The 19,755-nt window shown below is 43.5% G+C and carries 16 protein-coding genes and 1 pseudogene; 13 read left to right on the top strand and 4 right to left on the bottom strand.

The window, feature by feature from the left end; all coding sequences use genetic code 11:
- The first annotated feature begins 16 nt into the window (after positions 1-16).
- The 4 genes from OCV99_RS05990 (at position 17) to OCV99_RS06005 (ending at position 8,777) form a co-directional block, all read left to right on the top strand.
- Entirely contained in the window at positions 17-2,506 is a 2,490-nt protein-coding gene (locus tag OCV99_RS05990) for a glycogen/starch/alpha-glucan phosphorylase (RefSeq protein ID WP_158369131.1), read from the top strand.
- A gap of 94 nt (positions 2,507-2,600) precedes the next feature.
- A complete protein-coding gene (locus OCV99_RS05995) occupies positions 2,601-3,488 on the top strand; it encodes a SpoIID/LytB domain-containing protein (RefSeq protein WP_158369133.1) in 888 nt (295 codons plus the stop codon).
- A 42-nt stretch (positions 3,489-3,530) separates the two neighbouring features.
- Positions 3,531-4,313, top strand: coding sequence for a murein hydrolase activator EnvC family protein (locus tag OCV99_RS06000; protein ID WP_158369135.1), 783 nt, complete (start codon positions 3,531-3,533; stop codon positions 4,311-4,313).
- 144 nt (positions 4,314-4,457) lie between these two features.
- A complete protein-coding gene (locus OCV99_RS06005) occupies positions 4,458-8,777 on the top strand; it encodes an immunoglobulin-like domain-containing protein (protein WP_158369137.1) in 4,320 nt (1,439 codons plus the stop codon).
- A gap of 183 nt (positions 8,778-8,960) precedes the next feature.
- Here OCV99_RS06005 and OCV99_RS06010 read toward each other — a convergent pair.
- The 3 genes and pseudogenes from OCV99_RS06010 to OCV99_RS06020 form a co-directional block, all read right to left on the bottom strand.
- Positions 8,961-9,806, bottom strand: a pseudogene (locus OCV99_RS06010) (SIR2 family NAD-dependent protein deacylase).
- Positions 9,807-9,841: 35 nt separating this feature from the next.
- Positions 9,842-10,384 carry an NADH peroxidase gene (locus OCV99_RS06015; RefSeq protein ID WP_158369139.1) on the bottom strand — a complete coding sequence of 181 codons (543 nt, stop codon included), beginning with the start codon at positions 10,382-10,384 and terminating at the stop codon, positions 9,842-9,844.
- Positions 10,385-10,478: 94 nt separating this feature from the next.
- Positions 10,479-10,877, bottom strand: a complete 399-nt coding sequence (locus OCV99_RS06020) for a Fur family transcriptional regulator (protein ID WP_158369141.1) — start codon at positions 10,875-10,877, stop codon at positions 10,479-10,481.
- 300 nt (positions 10,878-11,177) lie between these two features.
- On the opposite strand from OCV99_RS06020, the gene OCV99_RS06025 reads away from it, so the two are divergent.
- A complete protein-coding gene (locus OCV99_RS06025; RefSeq protein WP_158369143.1) occupies positions 11,178-12,104 on the top strand; it encodes a C40 family peptidase in 927 nt (308 codons plus the stop codon).
- Positions 12,105-12,488: 384 nt separating this feature from the next.
- Positions 12,489-12,692, top strand: a complete 204-nt coding sequence (locus OCV99_RS06030) for a DUF1858 domain-containing protein (protein WP_158369145.1) — start codon at positions 12,489-12,491, stop codon at positions 12,690-12,692.
- A gap of 116 nt (positions 12,693-12,808) precedes the next feature.
- Here the strand turns inward: OCV99_RS06030 and OCV99_RS06035 are convergent, their stop codons facing one another.
- Positions 12,809-13,543 carry an adaptor protein MecA gene (locus OCV99_RS06035; protein WP_158369147.1) on the bottom strand — a complete coding sequence of 245 codons (735 nt, stop codon included), beginning with the start codon at positions 13,541-13,543 and terminating at the stop codon, positions 12,809-12,811.
- A 433-nt stretch (positions 13,544-13,976) separates the two neighbouring features.
- Between OCV99_RS06035 and OCV99_RS06040 the strand changes: the two genes are divergently transcribed.
- The 7 genes from OCV99_RS06040 to OCV99_RS06070 all read left to right on the top strand — a co-directional run bounded on the left by OCV99_RS06040 (position 13,977) and on the right by OCV99_RS06070 (position 19,524).
- Positions 13,977-14,189, top strand: coding sequence for a hypothetical protein (locus OCV99_RS06040; protein ID WP_158369270.1), 213 nt, complete (start codon positions 13,977-13,979; stop codon positions 14,187-14,189).
- Positions 14,190-14,445: 256 nt separating this feature from the next.
- The gene (locus OCV99_RS06045; RefSeq protein WP_158369149.1) at positions 14,446-16,248 is read left to right on the top strand and encodes a glycosyl hydrolase family 18 protein; all 1,803 of its coding nucleotides are present in this window, start codon (positions 14,446-14,448) and stop codon (positions 16,246-16,248) included.
- 62 nt (positions 16,249-16,310) lie between these two features.
- Entirely contained in the window at positions 16,311-16,991 is a 681-nt protein-coding gene (locus OCV99_RS06050) for an N-acetylmuramoyl-L-alanine amidase (RefSeq protein WP_158369151.1), read from the top strand.
- A 7-nt stretch (positions 16,992-16,998) separates the two neighbouring features.
- Entirely contained in the window at positions 16,999-18,057 is a 1,059-nt protein-coding gene (locus tag OCV99_RS06055; RefSeq protein ID WP_317247843.1) for an L-threonylcarbamoyladenylate synthase, read from the top strand.
- A 14-nt stretch (positions 18,058-18,071) separates the two neighbouring features.
- Entirely contained in the window at positions 18,072-18,701 is a 630-nt protein-coding gene (gene upp / locus OCV99_RS06060; protein WP_158369155.1) for a uracil phosphoribosyltransferase, read from the top strand.
- 20 nt (positions 18,702-18,721) lie between these two features.
- Entirely contained in the window at positions 18,722-19,210 is a 489-nt protein-coding gene (locus tag OCV99_RS06065) for a deoxycytidylate deaminase (RefSeq protein WP_158369157.1), read from the top strand.
- 104 nt (positions 19,211-19,314) lie between these two features.
- Complete coding sequence (locus OCV99_RS06070) at positions 19,315-19,524, top strand: pro-sigmaK processing inhibitor BofA family protein (protein ID WP_158369159.1); 210 nt, start codon at positions 19,315-19,317, stop codon at positions 19,522-19,524.
- The last annotated feature ends 231 nt before the right edge of the window (positions 19,525-19,755 follow it).

The following is a 19,755-nucleotide window of genomic DNA, read 5'->3' on the forward strand; positions in this document are numbered from 1 at the left end:
GAGGGAGGAATTCGGCATGTACAACCCAAGATTTGATAAGAAAACATTTAAGAAAGAAGTAAAGAATAACGTAAAGTCTCTTTATAGAAAAACGGTAGAAGAGGCGACACCGCAGCAGTTATTTCAGGCGGTATCTTTTGCGGTGAAGGAAGCGATCATTGATGATTGGATTGCAACACAGAATCAGTATAAGAAAGATGATCCGAAGATCGTGTACTATATGTCCATGGAGTTCTTAATGGGAAGAGCGCTGGGGAATAACCTGATTAATATGACTGCATATAAGGAAGTGCAGGAAGCTCTGGACGAGATGGGAATTGATTTGAATGCAATTGAGGATGAAGAACCGGATGCGGCTCTGGGGAATGGCGGTCTGGGACGTCTGGCTGCATGTTTCCTGGATTCTCTTGCATCACTGGGCTATGCGGCATATGGCTGCGGCATCCGTTATAAATACGGTATGTTCAAACAGAAGATTGAAGATGGATATCAGGTAGAGACGCCGGATAACTGGCTGAAGGACGGTAATCCTTTTGAACTGCGCCGTGAGGAATATGCGAAGGAAGTACGTTTTGGCGGAAATATCCGTGTAGAGTATGATGTAACAACAGGGAAAACCCATTTTGTACAGGAAAATTATGAATCCGTAATGGCAATTCCATATGATATGCCTATCGTAGGATATGGTAATCATGTAGTAAATACGCTTCGTATCTGGGATGCGAAAGCGATTGTGGATTTCCAGCTGGAGTCTTTTGACCGGGGAGATTACCACAAAGCGGTAGAGCAGGAAAATCTTGCAAAGACGATTGTCGAGGTGTTGTATCCGAATGACAACCATTACGCAGGAAAAGAGCTGCGTCTGAAACAGCAGTATTTCTTTGTATCTGCAAGTATTCAGGCAGCAGTGGCAAAATATAAAAAGACACACAGCGACCTTCACAAACTGCCGGAGAAGGTTACCTTCCAGATGAACGATACCCATCCGACCGTGGCTGTTGCAGAGCTGATGCGTATTCTTCTGGATGAAGAGAATATGGAATGGGATGAAGCATGGGAAATCACAACAAAGACCTGTGCATACACTAACCATACAATCATGTCCGAGGCGCTGGAAAAATGGCCGATTGACCTGTTCTCCAGACTGCTTCCGCGTGTATACCAGATTATTCAGGAAATTGACCGCCGTTTCGTAATCAAAATCCGCGAAATGTATCCGGGCAATGAAGAAAAGGTACGCAAGATGGCAATCCTGTACAACAATCAGGTTAGAATGGCACATCTGGCAATCGTAGGAGGATTTTCTGTCAATGGTGTTGCAAGACTTCACACAGAGATTCTGAAACAGCAGGAACTGAGAGATTTCTATGAGATGATGCCGTCCAAATTCAATAATAAGACCAATGGTATCACGCAGAGACGTTTCCTGAAGCATGGCAATCCGCTGCTTGCAGATTGGGTAACAGAGAAGCTGGGAACAGAAGATTGGGTAACGAATCTGTCCTTGATGGAAGGATTGAAGCCGCTGGCAGAGGATACGAAGGCACTGGCAGAATTTATGGATATTAAGTATAAGAACAAAGAGCGCCTGGCAAAATATATCCTGGAACACAACGGAGTTTCCGTAGACCCGCGTTCCATCTTTGACGTACAGGTAAAACGTCTCCATGAGTATAAGCGCCAGCTTCTGAATATCCTGCATGTTATGTATCTGTACAACCAGATCAAAGAACATCCGGAGATGTCCTTCTATCCGAGAACCTTTATCTTCGGGGCAAAGGCAAGCGCAGGTTATATCCGTGCAAAGGAGATTATTAAGCTGATTAACTCTGTGGCAGATGTGGTAAATAATGACAGAAGCATCAACGGCAAGCTGAAGGTAGTATTTATTGAAGATTACCGTGTATCAAATGCGGAAATTATCTTTGCGGCTGCAGATGTGAGTGAACAGATTTCTACGGCTTCCAAGGAAGCATCCGGTACGGGTAACATGAAGTTCATGCTGAATGGCGCACCGACACTGGGAACGATGGACGGGGCGAATGTAGAGATTGTAGAAGAAGTAGGCATCGAGAATGCATTTATTTTCGGACTCAGCTCAGATGAAGTTATTAATTATGAAAATAACGGAGGATATAACCCGGTAGAGATCTACAATAACGATCCGGATATTCACCGTGTGGTAGATCAGTTGATCGATGGAACTTATTCAAATGGTGATACAGAGATGTACCGTGACCTTTACAATTCTCTGTTAAAGGCACAGGGAGGCGCCCGTGCGGATATGTATTTCATCCTGAAAGATTTCCGTGCATATGCAGACGCACAGAAGCGGGTAGAGGAAGCATATAAAGATACCGAAGGATGGGCGAAGAAAGCGCTGCTGAATACGGCATGCTGTGGTAAATTTACTTCTGACAGAACCATTCAGGAATATGTAGATGACATCTGGCATCTGGATAAGGTAAAGGTAGAGCCGATTATAGACCAGACGTCACAGTATTAAGCTTAGCTTTAAAAATAAAGGGATAATTAAACAAGCCCTCTCATACATTGAAGTATACCCTTTGGGCAGGCTTCGGTGTATGGGAGGTTTTTTTATGCGGCAGAAAATAAAACAATGGGGATGTTATGCAGTTATTATTATTCTATTGCCTTATATAGTGACGGTATTTTTAAATGGCCCGAGTATAGAAACTTCTGCGAATGTAGATCATATTTATATAAAAGTGAAAAGCGGGGATCAAGAGATAGAACTTCCTATGGAGGAATATTGTATCGGCAGACTGGCAAAGGAAATTCCGGCTTCTTATGAGACGGAGGCATTGAAGGCGCAGGCGATTCTGGTGCGCACGGCTGTTTTGAAGAAAATTAAGGAGGCAGGAAGCGGCGCGGTTCTGGAGGATGAATTCTGGAGTGAGGAAGAGATGAAGAAAAGCTTTGGCACTTCAAAATACAAAAGCAGCTATGAAAAGCTTAAGAAGGCATGGATGGATACGGAGGGAAAGGTACTTATGTATGAAGATAATCTGGCGCATACACCGTTTTGCCGACTGACCAATGGAAGTACCAGGGATGGAAATGAAGTGCTGGGCAGTGAAGAATATCCTTATCTGAAAATCAAAGAATGTCCGCTGGATATTGAATCTAAGGAGCAGATTCAGACAGTGGTACTGGAAGATATGGACGCGGAGATAACGGGAACGGATACGGCAGGATATGTGACGACTGTGCGGGTAGGGCAGGAAACGATAAACGGAGAAGAATTCCGGAATACCTATCATCTTGTTTCGGGCTGTTTTACAATACAGAAATATGACGGAAAGCTTCGAGTTACAACAAGGGGCGTGGGACATGGGCTTGGAATGAGCCAGTATACAGCTAATGAGATGGCGAAAGAGGGCAATAAAGCGGAAGACATACTGGAATATTTTTTTGAAGGAACCCAGATAAAAGAAGTTGCGGATATTGTGTTGGATACTGAATAAGAAAAAGCACTTCTGGCAAAAATACTGTCAGAGGTGATGATTATGAATAAGGAGCAAAAGCCTTCAAAAAGCAAGAAAGGCGCATCGGTCGGAATCGCAATCTGCTTCGTGGCTGCAGTTGCAATTGTAGGAACATATACCCTCAGGGACTATCAGGAAGCGAAACGTCAGGAGCTTTCCGTGACGGAGGATACTGACAGTGCAGAAGATACCGACGGCACAAAAGAAGAAGAACAGCCTCTGGAAGAGGCAAATAATGATAATTTGACGATTGGCACGGAGGAGGATGCGGACGGTACGGGTACACAGACAGAAGATGGCGCAGGTGGGCAGGAGACTACGGCGGCTGATACAGCCCAGACCACAGGGACAGCCCAAACCACAGGATCAGGAACTTCCGTTAATTTTACGGAGGACAGTCAGATTTTATGGCCGGTAGACGGTAATGTCTTAATGAGTTATAGTATGGACAAGACTGTTTATTTTTCTACATTAGACCAGTACAAGTATAATCCTGCAATGATTATCTCCGGTGCTGAGGGAGACCAGGTAATCTGCGGAGCGCCCGGCATCATAAAATCTATTGATGTGACTGCTCAGACGGGAACAACGGTTACGGTGGATCTGGGAAATGGGTATGAACTTCTGTACGGACAGCTTAAGGAAGTTCCAGTCAACGCAGGGGAATATGTGGAATCAACGACTGTTCTCGGCTACGTCAGTCAGCCTACGAAATACTACAGCTTAGAAGGTTGTAATGTCTATTTTGAGATGAGAAAAGACGGGCAGCCTGTCAATCCGATGGATTATATGTCAGAAGATTAAAAGTAACAGGATGATTCTTTAATGCCATGGTGCAGGAGAGGAATCATCCTTTTTGTGTTAAAAGAAAATTCCAGAAAAATGTTTTGTTTTTCTGAAAATAATGATACAATGACAATATCAGCAAAATAAAGGAGGAAAGAATTTATGAAAAAGAGACGACTAATGTCAGTATTACTGGCAAGTGCGCTCACAATTACTTCAGTGCTTCCGTCTATGGCGGTATCGGCTGCTGGGGATTCTGTGGAAGACGCATTGGTTGCATCTTATGATTTTGATGATCAGACACTGAACAATTCAAAATTAGAAGGCGACGTGGCTCAGGCGATTGTTACCGGACTTAACAATTATACTGGTACGGTAACATACGGAGAAGGAAGAAATGGTGGTAAAGCGGTAAAGCTTGGAGACTATGGCCTTAAGCTGAACAAGCAGAATCTGGGCGATAACTTCACCGTATCTCTGTGGTTAAAAGCGGAAGGCAGAATTGCTAATAACCAGAGCGTAATGTTCCTTGGATACCATAATCCAGAGAAATGGTATGCTATAGCAGGAAGAGATTCCAATAATGGCGTCAAGATGTGGGCAAATGGAGGAATTTACGGCTGGACGGAATTTGGGACACTGCCACTTGCTAATGACTGGCATTCTGTGGTTATAACAGGAGATTCCGAGAACATCACCACTTATTTTGACGGGGTAGCCGTTACATCAGACGAGACAAATCATCCGTTGGCAGGAACAAACCAGGACATTTACCTTGGTGTTACATATTGGGATCCAGAATTTACGGGCTATGTGGATGATGTGAAGGTTTACAATACTACCTTGACAGAGGAGCAGGTTCAGGCAGAGGATAAGGAATATTATGAGAGCGTGCTTCAGGAGAAAGTGGATGCAGTGTCAGCAGACAGTTTACTGGGATTGAACGACAGTGCGGATGCAGTTGAATTTGATCTGGTGCTTCCAGAGACAATGGCAAATGGAGCTGTAACGTGGACGAGCTCCAATGAAGCAGTCATTGCTACAGACGGTACTGTTAAGAATCCAGACGAGGATGCACAGGTAACACTGACGGCTACAGTAAAAGCAGGAAGCCTTACTGCAACAAGAGAATTTACATTTACGGTTAAGGCAATTGACAGAACCGATATTGACGCATTGATTGCAAAAGCAGAAAGCCTGGATACATCCAAGTATACGGAGGAATCTGCTGCAGAGCTTGCCGATGCATTAGAAGAAGCGAAGGCGGCGGCAAGTAATGCTGAAGTGAAAGCGGCTGTAAAGAATCTGCACAGCGCAATCGCGGGACTTACGTATATGGAAGAGTATAGCAATCCATTTGCAGCGATTGATGCAGCAGCTCCGGCTGCAAGCAAGGAAATGGCTGTGGGAGACAGCGAGCAGCTATTTACCCTTCCTGACAGTGTAAAGGATAATGTTACGGTAGAATATTTCTCCAGTGATGAAGAGTCCGCTACATATGCAGACGGCAAGGTTACAGCGCTGAAGGACGGCAGAGTTACCGTGACCGCTATCGTAACGGCAAAGTCCAATGGCTATAAGGAAGAGTATTCTACAGCACTCAATATTTCTGATGCAGATGCAGCAGAAGCACAGGCAGTTCAGACGGCAGAAGCCTCTGACGGACCGCTTACCATCAAAGAGTCTGAGATTAACCAGCTTCTGACAGAAGACCTGGAGCTCCCGACTCAGATAGATGGAAAAGATGCAGACATTACCTACAGTGTAGGTAACGCTGATGCCGACTATGTCAAGGTAGAAGGTTCAACATTAAAGGTTACAAGACCATATGCAGGAGAGGGCAATTATTCCTTTACATTGACAGCAACGGTGAAGACTGCTGATGGAACGGTAGAGCAGGAATTCCCGCTGACAATTGCAGAAGGAATATCTGCAGATACCTATGCAGGATATGTCTATGTATGCTTTGGTAATGTAGGCGGCGCTGATGTGCAGCAGCTTCATATGTTCCTGAGTGAAGACGGACTGAACTGGACGGCATTGAATGGATTTAACCCGGTTTTTGAAGTGGGAACCGATTATGCAGATTTGATTCAGAATGCAGGAACCCATAACTATACCATAAAGAGCGGAACAGACATTACGAAGACGGTATCCGGAGATGCTTCTGTATTATTCCCGTTCGAGGGCGATGATCAGGGTATCCGCGACCCATATGTATTAAGAGGAAGCAGAGAAGAAGATAAGAATAAAGTATGGATTCTGGCAACAGACCTGAATACCATGTCTTCACAGTACGGCGGAAATCTTTCCAGCAACAGAGTAGGTAACTGGGGAACCATGTCAAGCGCCGGAAGCACCAGCATTTTTGTATATGAGACAGAAGACTGGGTTCACTGGGAGAGACGTTATATTGACGTTGGATCAGAAATCGACGCAGGCGCAGCGTGGGCTCCGGAAGCAGTGTACAATCCGGAGAAAGACAACTATCTGGTATACTGGTCCTGCCGTGTAGGGACGGACGGTTATGCAAGAAACAGACTGTACTGTAATGAGACTACAGACTTTAAGACCTTTGGCCCGACCAAGATGTATGAGGAAGAAGCTTTCTATCAGAAATGGGGTCAGCTTGTAAATGCGAATGATGGCTATGGAAATATCGATACTTCCCAGCTCTGGGTGGCAGATGAAGACGGCAATCCGTACGGCACTCTGTACAGACTGGTAAAAGATGAAACGAATAACCATATTGAGCTTATGAGTGCAGACACAGTTCTTGATCCGGACGTTGATTATGACAATACGGATCCGAAACGCATTACTCCATATACAAAGAATGGTAAAGAATATGCAGCACTTGCAGATCTTGCCGGATTAAATGATTTTGAGAAGGCTGACATAGTATGGAACTGGTTCAAGAATGAGAGCACAGGAAATCATTTTGAATACATTTCCCAGAAAAACATGGAAGCAAAGAGCGGCGCTTATGAGGGTGCTACCATGTTCAAGTTCAACGACAGAGACGAATGGTGCGTTATGATTGACTTCTATGGAAATAACAGTGTCCGTTATGAACCATACACCACCACAGACCTGTCAAAGGCCGACAGTATTACGAAGGTAAGCAGCGGTTATGGAAGAACCGGCGGCGACGTAGGATGCCACGGCGGAATGATGCCGATTACCGTAGAAGAATACAATACATTGATCGATACTTATAATGCAGATTCTTCTGTTGACAATTATCACCAGATTGATTACATCGAGTGTGATAAGAGAGAACTTGAAGATACTGTTAATACAATTAAAAAAGCTCTGGAAGACGAAAATATTTCTGACGCAGTACGTAAAGAATTAGAAGCGAGTCTGATAAAGGCAGAGAGCATGATGCAGATGCCGACTGTTGACAGTGATGAGGTTGCAGCATTGACAGAAGTTCTGGATGCAGCAGAGATTACCGTTTCTGACGAGAAAGTTTCCTCAAAAACAGGGGAATCCAAAGAAGTGACGGCAACTATCGATGCAGAGGGCGTTGACCTGACCTGGAATAGTGCAGATGAGAAGGTTGCAACAGTAGAAAACGGAAAGATTACGGCTGTGGGCGGAGGCTCTACATTTGTATTTGTAAGAGCCGGAAGAACAGCGCTGGCGAAAGTTCAGGTAACTGTAACGGAACCATCCGTAACTTCCATCACAGTAAAAACTGCTCCTGAGAAAACGGAATACAAGATTGGCGAAGAACTGGATCTGAGCGGAATCGCTATCGAAGCAGCTTACGATGATGGAACAAAGAAAGAAATCGACATCAAGGATTGTACAGTAACCGGTTTCGATAATACTAAGGCAGGAACACAGAAAATTACAGTTACTTACGAAGAGCAGACTGTAACCTTTGAGGTAACGGTTTCAACAAAAGCGGTTAGCGATATCTTTGATGATGTTGACAGCGAAGACTGGTTCAATGATTATGTACAGAATGTATATGACAAGGAAATTATGACCGGTCTTACTCCGACCCACTTTGGACCGACAGATACCCTGGCACGTGCACAGTTCGCACTGATGCTGTACCGTATGGAGGGAGAACCGGCGGTTACTACCACAACGGCTGCATTCCCGGATGCCGGTGAGGACTGGTTTAAGGATGCTGTTATCTGGGCGAACCAGAATAAGATCATCACAGGATATACGGACTCCGGTTTATTCGGACCGGCGGATCCGATTACCCGTGAACAGATGGCAACGATTATGTACCGCTATGCGAACTACAAAAAGTGGGATGTTACGAAATCTGCTGACCTGAGCACATTCCCAGATGCATCCAGCGTAAGTGCATATGCAAAAGACGCGATGTCCTGGGCAGTTGCAAATGAAATCATTCAGGGAAATAACGGACGTCTTGACCCACAGGGAAGCGCTGTACGTGCACAGGCGGCTACGATTGTTTCCAGATTTATAGCAATTTATCCGGTCTTTGAATAAGACAATAAAATGAAATTTCCGATGAAACCGGCGTGGCGGAGACCACGCCGGTTTTTCTAGTCTTTCAGACAGCCAATCGGAATCATCAAAAAAGATGGGGCTTTCTATATTTTCGGCATTTTGGCATTATTCGCAATTTTTTTTCTGCCGTTTTATCTATCTCTCCTTCTCCCTTTCGTTGAATCAGTCTGACACGATATCTTTCAATATCTCGCTGATATCGCTCTCTATACAAAGCGCGGAATCCACGATTTCCCGCGGAGCATAGGCCTCCTGCTTATTGATACAAACATAGACCGCTTGTGGATTTTTCGCCGTCATTTTCCAGAACGGATACTTGATGATAACCGGGGTATTTGCGCCGACTCCAAGTTCTAAAAACAGAATGTGCAATTCTTTGTGACACAGGATAAACTCATCATAACGGTTTGAAGCAGCATACCAGCCATCATCCTGCACAAAAGAATTATCACAGCGCAGATTCATCGTCATTGGCGCGCCGCAGACAGGACATTTCGGAACCAGTTCTGTTGGAATCTTCATGTCTTTTTGTTCAGCGACCATCTGCCGGACAACATCTTCATTATCGTAGGTTTTGTCATGGCAGGCTTTGGAACACTGCCAGAGGCCGTAATCGCCTTGTGTGTAGAACAAGCGCTTTTTATCAAAACCAGCAAGCTGGAACTGGTGATCCACATTGGTTGTGAGAACGAAATAATCCTTATCTTTTACCAGTTCCAACAGATCGGCATAGGGCTTTCCGATACCGGTGTCATAGCGGTTTACAAAAATATGCTGCGACCACCATGCCTAATACTCTTCTAAAGTGTCGTAGGGATAAAAACCGCCGGAGTACATATCCCTGATTCCATACTTCTTATGAAAGTCTGAAAAGTATCTTTCAAACCGTTCTCCATCGTAATGCATTCCTGCGGAGGTGGACATCCCTGCACCAGCGCCGATCACAATAGCATCGGCCGTTTCAATCGAATAACAAAAAATGCTATGCAATCGGCGAACCTTTTGCATAGCATTTTTTGTTATTCCTTTTGGCTGGTTATTGATTAGCCGAAGTATCTCTTTAACAGACCTTCAAATGCTTTTCCATGTCTTGCCTCGTCTCTTGCCATCTCATGTACGGTATCATGGATTGCGTCAAGATTAGCAGCTTTTGCACGTTTTGCAAGGTCGAATTTACCTGCTGTTGCGCCGTTCTCAGCATCAATACGCATCTCAAGGTTCTTCTTTGTGCTGTCAGTTACAACTTCGCCTAATAATTCTGCAAATTTAGCAGCGTGTTCAGCTTCTTCGTAAGCAGCTTTCTCCCAGTATAAACCGATTTCCGGATAACCTTCTCTGTGAGCAACTCTTGCCATTGCAAGGTACATACCAACTTCTGAACATTCGCCTTCAAAGTTTGCTCTTAAATCAGCAAGGATATCTTCGCTAACGCCCTTTGCCACGCCTACAACGTGCTCAGCAGCCCATTCTCTTTCGCCTGTCTGCTCTTTGAACTTTTCAGCGCCTACGCCGCAAACTGGACATTTATCCGGTGCTGCTTCTCCTTCATAAACATAACCACATACTGTACATACAAATTTTTTCATAGTTCATATCTCCTTTTTATATTTATTTTTAATATTAGTAACGATTACTAATATTAATTTACCATGTTATTACCTATCTGTCAAGTGCTATTCTTTAAATACTTTTTTTCTTTTTTAGACATTCCCGGCAAGTTCCGTAAAAGAGAGTCGTGTGAGAATGGATGCTGCCATCAAAGCATTTTTCAGCCTGTTCATTGATTGAATGAACAATATCCATGTTTAGATCAATAATTTCTCCGCACTCGGTGCATAATACGTGATAATGCGGTTTGGTAACGCCATCGAAACGATCGCCGCCGTGCGGGGTCGTGATTTTGATGACTTCTCCCATATCAGCCAATAAGTTGAGATTGCGGTATACAGTTCCCAGACTAATATGTGGAAACTCTTCTCTTACATGAAGATAAACTGCGTCCGCGGTGGGATGACTGGTAGTACTGGCCAAATATTCTTTGATAGATTCTCTTTGCCTGCTGTATTTTAATGCTGCCATGTGCTATCCTCCCTCTGTTAATAACAATAACAATTACTATCATTGTTATAATAAATGAATTTGACGGAAGTGTCAATATATTTTTCTTTTTTGTATCGGCGTTATTGTAACATTTTGTAACAAATTAATACAGTAAAAGTCTGTTTATTTAAGAAAAAGATAATAATTTGAAGATAAAATTTCGGATAAATGCCTTGACAGCCCGAATTTGCGTTGATATAATAACGGCGTAACATTTGTAACAATTCTGTAATATTTACAAAAGATAAGAAAACATAAACGTATATAAGGAGGTTGTTTATGAATTCTAATCTTAAGAAAGGATTGTTTCTGGTTACTTTATTTGGAGCAATATCGGTTCCCGGGGAGAAAGCGGAAGCTGCCGATGAGGATGCATCGGCAATGCCCGGTGTGGGAATCGAAGAGGTGCTGAATGACTGTTATGCTGCCGATGGGCAGATTGATGTGGAGAGTTATCTGGTACCAACAGAAAAAGGTGAGTATTTAGATATGGCGTTCGCAAATGTAGATTCAGATACGTTTCTGTTTATACGGAGCGAACCGACGAAAGAAAGTGAGTGGCTTGGTAAACTGTACCCGGATTATGCTGCGAAGATTATAGGTCCGGTGGGAGAATGGACGAAGGTACAATCCGGTACAGTTACCGGTTACGTCTGCACAAAATATATTACAATAGGAAACAGTGCAGAACAAAAAGCGCAGGAGCTGATACAGAATGCTTCTGTAGAAGTGGCAAATGAGCCGGAATATGCATTTTCATACGCAGAGTCTCGTGAGGAAGAAGAAGAGCGGCTTAGACAGGAAGCAGAAGCGGCGGCTGCTGCAGAAGAAGAAAGGCTGGCAGCAGAACAAGCTGCAAATGCGTCTCTTGGACAGCAAATTGTCGATTACGCATGTCAATTTATCGGAAATCCTTATGTGTGGGGCGGGACAAGCCTTACAAATGGTGCAGATTGTTCCGGATTTGTACAGACTGTGTATGCGCAATTCGGAATCAGCCTGCCGAGAACTACCTGGGATCAGGAATCTTCCGGAACGGGTATCAGCTATGAAGAGGCAATGCCTGGCGATCTGATTTTGTATGAAGGACATGTAGGAATCTATATAGGGGACGGGCAGATTGTAAATGCAATTAATCCATCAAAGGGAATCGGAATTCTTTCTGCTACGTGTATGAACATCAAAACAGTAAGAAGAGTACTTTAAAAAAGCATCAAAAATTATGTAATATTTCAAAAATCGAATATTTGTACAAATTACACAAAAATGTAAAATGCTGTAAAAAAATGTAAATACCACTTATCCAAGTTATCCACATCGAAACCAATGAAAAAGGTGGAAAAACTGACATTTTCTAAAACTTATCCCCATTATCCACAGAAAAAGAGGGGATTTTGGTGGATTACTTAATGAAAAAAATGGAACAAATGTTTTGTGAAGAAATAATGAAATTATGATTTTGTCGAAAAAAATGGAAAGATTTATTGACTTTTAAATAATCAAAAATTAAATGGAAATTCATTTTAAATGTTTACACAATGAAAAAAAGCGGATATAATATAGATTACCACGGTATACAAAGGAGGCGTAATGATGGCAAAGGTAACAAAGGATATGACGATTGGTGAAATCGTTACTACCACTCCGGAAGTTGCACCGCTTCTTATGGAAGTCGGAATGCATTGTCTGGGTTGTCCTTCTGCGCAGGCAGAGACACTTGCAGAAGCGGCAATGGTACACGGAATCGATGCTGATTTATTAGAAGAAAAGATTAATGCATTTCTGAATGCATAATAAATGAGGCGGGATGTGGATATCCCGCCTTGTTTTATATAACAGGGAATTCCAAAGGAATTCCCTGTTATATAAAATGCACTTCGTGCAGTGATGCGCACGAGGCGCAATCATCTTTATAAAGCAGCAAGCTGCTGAACGGCATGTGTGGAAATCAGAAGCTCGCAATGTTCTTCCAGGAATGCCAGAGCAGCACCAGAAGACTTTTCCATAGAACCATATTCAGACAGCATATTGCAGATACGGTTAAAATCATTTGTCGTATGGTCTGACTGCGTCAGGGCAAGAAGGTACAACCCCATCCCGGTATCTTTATATAAAGTGTTGGATCCAAAGTACATTCCATCTAATAATTTGGCGGCATGTATCACGCTATCCATTGTGGCGAATGAAAAGAGGCGAAGAGCCGGTTTCTTTGGCTTATTGTCCTTTTCAGAAGAATCGCCGGTTTCCTTCTTCTCAGGAAGAGATTCCTTGACTTTATTCAGCAGGTTGAAAAGTTCTTCAGCGCCTTCCAATTTAGAAAGCGGGCTTTCCTCTCTGCCGTGCGAATCGCCGGATAATGCCGGTGCAAACTTTGAAAATCTGGTGTCGAGCTCATCAGGATCTTCGACTTTAGTAATTATCAGCACAATGGAATCGGCAGAGGCAGGAATCGCTTCTATCATAAGCGGTATGTCATCTGCCTCGAAGCCAAACTCAAAGGCTGCTTGCTGCATCATATCATGGAAAAGTGATTTTGCTTTTTCAGTTCCGTAGGCTAGTTCGCTGAGTCTGAGTTCGCGGGCCGCCAGATCAGCACGTGTAAGAGTACAACGTATCTGATTATCGTTAATTTTCTCAATTTTCATAATCATCACTTCCTTTTAACACAGTATAGCATAGAGCATAATCATAGTTCAATAAAATAAAAATAAAAAAACGCTTGCGTTTACATAAAGAATCATATATAATAGTCGTACAGAAAATAGTATTCCCCAATAGCAGTGTTCCTAGAACAAGAGAGAGGAATCTTTTCAGTTCTATCAATATGTCGGCACCGCCGATGTATGAATATCAGCGTAAGGTCATTATAATGGTCAATTTAATTTTCAACAAGAGTCAAATCAGACAAATATCAGCAGATTTTTAGAACTAATTTTTATAATATCAATGTATGATACTATTTTCTGCAAGGTTCGGTATTTTTCAGGGAAAATCATATCACGCACTTCCAATGGAAAAATTTGAAAATATGCCGAGAATCTGAACATGCTAACAATACATTGGGAACAGGAGAAGGTTATGCCGGAAGAAACACAAGTGTTCCAGGATATGTTTCGGGAACTGAACCAGTATGAAAAAAGGGGAGTATACATGGCGATGGATGGGAAACCGGCAAGTCCGACACAGATTGTTAAGGCACATATGGTAAAGGAAGAATCCGGCTATATGCGAGATTATGTTTTGAATGAAAGGGGAGATTTAAAAGCACTTTATTTTTATATGATAAAATGATACTGATATGTAAATATCCCTCTTAAAATATTATTAAAATGTCGAAATAATTAATGACGGAACCCCCAAATGTTGATATAATGAACGCATAGCGACGAACGCAAGACCGAAAGAAATCCGTCTGCCCGCTTGCGGGCAAGAGGATTTCTAAGGTCTTATGTGAGTGCAACGAACACTGAGGAAGCAGGGCTTCCGAAGTGGCGTTCGGAGCGTAGGGAAACGCGAGAGTGCGGAACACAAATGTAGGAGGTGCAGTATGGATGATCAGGGACGGAGAGAGTTAGCTCGCCGTAGACGGTCACAAGCCAAAAGAAGACGTCAGAGAACCATCATTCTGAAGGGAATTTTTACATTTATAATAATAGTAGGTATTATTGCAGCATTATTTTTGTGGAGACGGTATGGCCCTTCAAAAGAAAGAGCGGATTTGGATGAATATTATGGAATAAAAAGTGAAAATCAGCTTGCAGTTGTTGTAAATAATGGGATTCTTGAACCGGGAGGAATGCTTTCTGACGGCAAGGCTTATGTGGAATACAGTCTTGTACGTGACTATATCAATGAAAGATTTTATTGGGATCCGAATGAAAATACCTTGCTTTACACTTTGCCCAACGATGTGGTTTCAGTGGGAGTGGGTAACAAAGAATATTCAGTATCAAAAGCAAAAAACAGTGTGGATTATACTATACTGAGAACGGAAGGAAGTACTGCTTATATTGCCCTTGACTTTGTGAAGCAGTATACCGACATGGATTATGAGGTCTATGACAATCCGGGACGGGTTATGATCTGTACAGAGACAGGCACGACGACGGTTGCTGAAGTGAAGCGTGATACGCAGGTACGTTATCAGGGAGGCGTCAAGAGTCCGGTTCTCACAGATGTTGAGAAAAAGGAAGTTGTTACGGTCATTGAAACAGAAGGAAGTTGGAAGAAGGTTCGGACAGAGGACGGCTTTATCGGATATATAAAAGAGAGCGCTCTTAAAAAAGAGAAGACGGAGAAGATTGACAGAGGCTTTGAAGAACCGGATTATACCAGTATTTCTAAGGATTATACCATTAATATGGCATGGCACAATGTGACAAATACAGATGCTAACAGCAGTGTACTGGAGATGATTGCGCAGACAAAGGGTCTGACTACGATTTCGCCGACTTGGTTCCATGTGGCGGATACGGCGGGTAATCTGGAGTCAATTTCCAGCGCGGATTATGTAAATTATGCGCATCAGTCCAATATTGAAGTGTGGGCTTCAATCCGCGATTTTGACGGAGGTATTAATTCCCAGGAAGAATCTTATGAACTGCTGAGCCATACGTCTAACCGTGATAATCTGATAAATCAGTTGATTGCGGCAGCATTGCAGGTAGGGCTTGATGGAATTAATGTGGATTTTGAAAAAATTTCTACAGAATGCGGAGAACATTATATTCAGTTTATCCGTGAATTATCTGTCAAGTGCCGGCAGAACGGGCTGGTTCTTTCTGTGGACAATTATGTTCCGCAGGCGTATAACCAGCAGTATCACAGGAAAGAGCAGGGAGTTTTTGCTGACTATGTAATCATTATGGGGTACGATGAGCATTACGCAGGTTCACCGGAAGCAGGACCGGTTGCATCTTACAATTTTGTCAAAGAAGGTATTGAGCAGACATTAAAGGAAGTCCCTGCCGAGAAAGTGATTAATGCGGTGCCGTTCTTTACGAGAGTATGGAAAGAGACGGCGAAAACGGCCGAGGAACTCAGGCAGCAGGAAGGAACGGAGAGTGCGGAATATTCCATGAATGTGGAGAGTGAGGCTTACAGCATGACGGAAGTAGAGAATATACTTTCTCAGGTTGGAGTTACACCGACATGGGATGACGAAGTTAAGCAGAATTATGCGACGTGGGAATCCGAAGGAAGTACTTATGAAGTGTGGGTTGAGGACGCAAGTTCCCTTGAGCCGAAACTGCAGCTTATAAAAGAGTACGGACTGGCGGGAAGCGCAGCATGGCGTCTTGGATATGAGAAGACTGAAATCTGGGATTTGATTTTGAAATATGTGAATTAGTTTAATAAATGTCCCCTGACAGGAATATATTTAACCAATATAGACTGTTAGGGGATGTTTTTTTGCGTCAAAAAGCAGAATTTATTCTGGCGGTTTTATTTCTGGCGGGGCTGATTGCTGCCAGCAGAAATATTACCAGGTATGTGGCTTCTGCACAGGTAGGGAAATCAAGCGAGCTGGTGGTTCTGGATGCTGGACACGGAGATTCTGATCCCGGCAAAGTAGGCGTGAATGAAGCGAAGGAGAAAGACATTAATCTGGCGATTGCGAAAAAGGTAGAAGGGCTCTTGAAAGAGAAAGGAATTCAGGTGGTTATGACAAGGAAGGATGATACATCGCTGGCGGAAGAAGGGGCGTCCAATAAGAAAATAGAAGATATGAAAGCAAGGGTTGCGCTGATTAACAAAGAGTCGCCGCGGCTTGCCGTGAGTATTCACCAGAACAGTTACCATGAAGAAAATGTGTCGGGAGCGCAGGTGTTTTATTACAGTCATTCTGAAGAAGGTAAGGCGGCCGCAGATGTTATGCAGAAGGCGATGCTTGCATGTAATGCTGAAAATACCAGGCAGGCGAAGGCGAATGACACCTATTATCTGCTGAAGCGAACGGAAGTTCCGACTATTATTGTGGAGTGCGGTTTTTTAAGCAACTGGAAGGAGGCGGAACTTCTGATTACAGAGGAATATCAGGATAAAATAGCGGGAGCGATATGCCAGGGAATTCTCGACTATCTGGGAAAATAATGCTATAATGGAAAACATGAAGACGAGAATAGAAAAAATAGACAGAAACAAACTGAATAAAAAAATTCTCTGTGAAGCCGGAGATATTTTAAAAAAAGGTGGTCTGGTGGCATTCCCGACGGAGACCGTATATGGGCTTGGGGCAAATGCGCTGGATGAAGAGGCAGCCAGAAAGACCTATGCCGCAAAGGGAAGACCGTCTGATAATCCGCTGATTGTACATATTGCGCGGATGGAAGATCTTCCGGCAATTGTAAAGGAGATACCGGAACAGGCAAAGGTGATTGCAGAAAAATTTTGGCCGGGACCGCTGACTATGATTTTTGAAAAAAGTGAGATTGTCCCATATCCTACGACAGGAGGACTTGATACGGTAGCGGTGCGTATGCCCGTTGATGAGGTTGCATGTGCCTTGATTCTTGCAGGAGGCGGTTATGTATCCGCACCAAGCGCCAATACATCCGGAAGGCCGAGCCCAACCACAGCGGAGCATGTGGCAGAGGATATGAATGGGAAGATTGAGATGATTCTGGATGGCGGAGCTGTAGAGATTGGGGTGGAATCTACGATTCTGGATATGACAGTTACGCCGCCTATGATTCTGCGTCCCGGAGCAGTTACGGAAGAAATGCTGGAAGAATTAATCGGTGAGGTGAGTGTGGACCGGACAATTCTTGACGCAGGCAGCAAAACGCCGCCGAAAGCCCCCGGAATGAAATACCGTCACTATGCGCCCAAAGCCGAACTGAGTATCGTGGAGGGAGAGATAGGACAGGTTGTATCTTTTATTAATGAGATAGTAAAGGAGAAGATAGAAGAAGGCTTTAAAGTGGGGATTATTGGAACAGAAGAGACGGTGGGACGCTATCCATACGGCGATGTAAAATGTGTAGGGACACGGGAAGATGAGATGACAATTGCAGGACATCTGTATGGGATTCTCCGGGAATTTGATACCGACGGCGTGGACTATATCTATAGCGAATCATTTGCCGCAGAAGGAATCGGAAGCGCAGTAATGAACAGGCTGTTGAAGGCGGCAGGACACCATGTGATTACTTTGTAAGGAGGAAGAAAACGATGGCAGAGGTACATGTTATGGATCACCCGTTGATTCAGCATAAAATAAATTTTATTCGCAGAAAAGAAGTAGGCTCCAAAGATTTCCGGTCGATAGTCGGAGAAATTGCAGCGCTGATGTGCTATGAGGCGACGAGGGATCTGAAATTGCAGGATGTGGAGATTGAAACGCCAATTTGCAAAATGGTGGGAAAAGAACTGAGTGGAAAGAAGCTGGCAGTAGTGCCGATTCTCCGTGCCGGTCTGGGAATGGTAGATGGAATGCTGAACATGATTCCGGCCGCTAAGGTGGGACATATCGGATTATACCGTGACCCGGAGACATTTAAACCTGTTGAATACTATTGCAAATTGCCCGCCGACTGCGATGAAAGAGAGGTCTTTGTGGTAGACCCGATGCTGGCGACGGGAGGATCCAGTTCAGCGGCAATCACCATGCTGAAGGAAAAAGGCGTAAAGCATATCCGCTTCATGTGTATTCTTGCAGCCCCGGAAGGCGTTGCAAGGATGCAGAAGGACCATCCCGATGTGGATCTGTATATTGGCGCGCTGGACGAATGTTTGAATGAACATGCCTATATTGTTCCGGGGCTTGGAGATGCAGGGGACAGGATATTTGGTACAAAATAACCGGAAGAAGGAGGAAAATGATGGGAAGCAAGCGGAAGGATTATATAAGCTGGGATGAGTATTTTATGGGAGTAGCGATCCTGTCAGGGAAGCGTTCCAAGGATCCGAATACGCAGGTGGGGTGCTGTATTGTGAGCCAGGACAATAAAATCTTGTCTATGGGATATAACGGGTTGCCGACAGGATGTTCTGACGATGAATTTCCCTGGGCGAGAGAGGGTGAGAATCCGTTGGAAACCAAGTATGTATATACCGTCCACAGCGAGCTGAATGCTATATTGAACTACCGCGGCGGAAGCTTGGAGGGAGCGAAGCTCTATGTGTCGCTGTTTCCCTGCAATGAATGCGCTAAAGCAATCATCCAGAGCGGAATCAAGGAAGTTATTTACGACAGCAATAAATACGAAGGAACGCCTTCCGTACAGGCATCCATGAAAATGTTTGACGCGGCGGGGGTACGGTATTATCAGTATCACCGGACAGGGCGGAAGATAGAGGTAGAATTGTAGGAGAGTGAGGATTGAATAAAAACATCGGGTAACCGGTGTTTTTTATTGCATACAGTTCTTTTAAGGTACATATGTATAGAAAAAGAACGAAAAGAGGGCTTCATATGTCTGAGCGGAGACCGGGATTTCTGGTGAATTTTTTCGTACGTGCAGTAATTGGGATGGCAATGATTTTTTTTGTAAATGAATTTCTTTCTATGAAAGAAATTCAGGTGAGCGTAGGATTGAATGCGGTTAGTTTTGTGGTATCGGGAGCGCTGGGAATTCCGGGTGTGGGGCTTTTATACGGAATTATGTTTTACAACATTATGTAAAACATATACGAAAATAGAAAAATATATTTATGTAAAATTCGTGAAAAACAAACAAAGTTTACATATTTTGAAAAAAGGTATAGACATTTGTGCGATGTGCGGATATAATACATCGTACAAGTTGTCATAACTTGTATCTGATTTGTTGAAATTTGTTGAATCTTGTTGAAATCTGATTATGTTCTGATATTCCGAAGCCTTATCGGCAAAGAATTCAAAACAGAAAAAAGA

Origin of the sequence: Dorea acetigenes, assembly GCF_025567385.1 — a bacterium.
GTDB lineage: Bacteria > Bacillota > Clostridia > Lachnospirales > Lachnospiraceae > Claveliimonas > Claveliimonas acetigenes.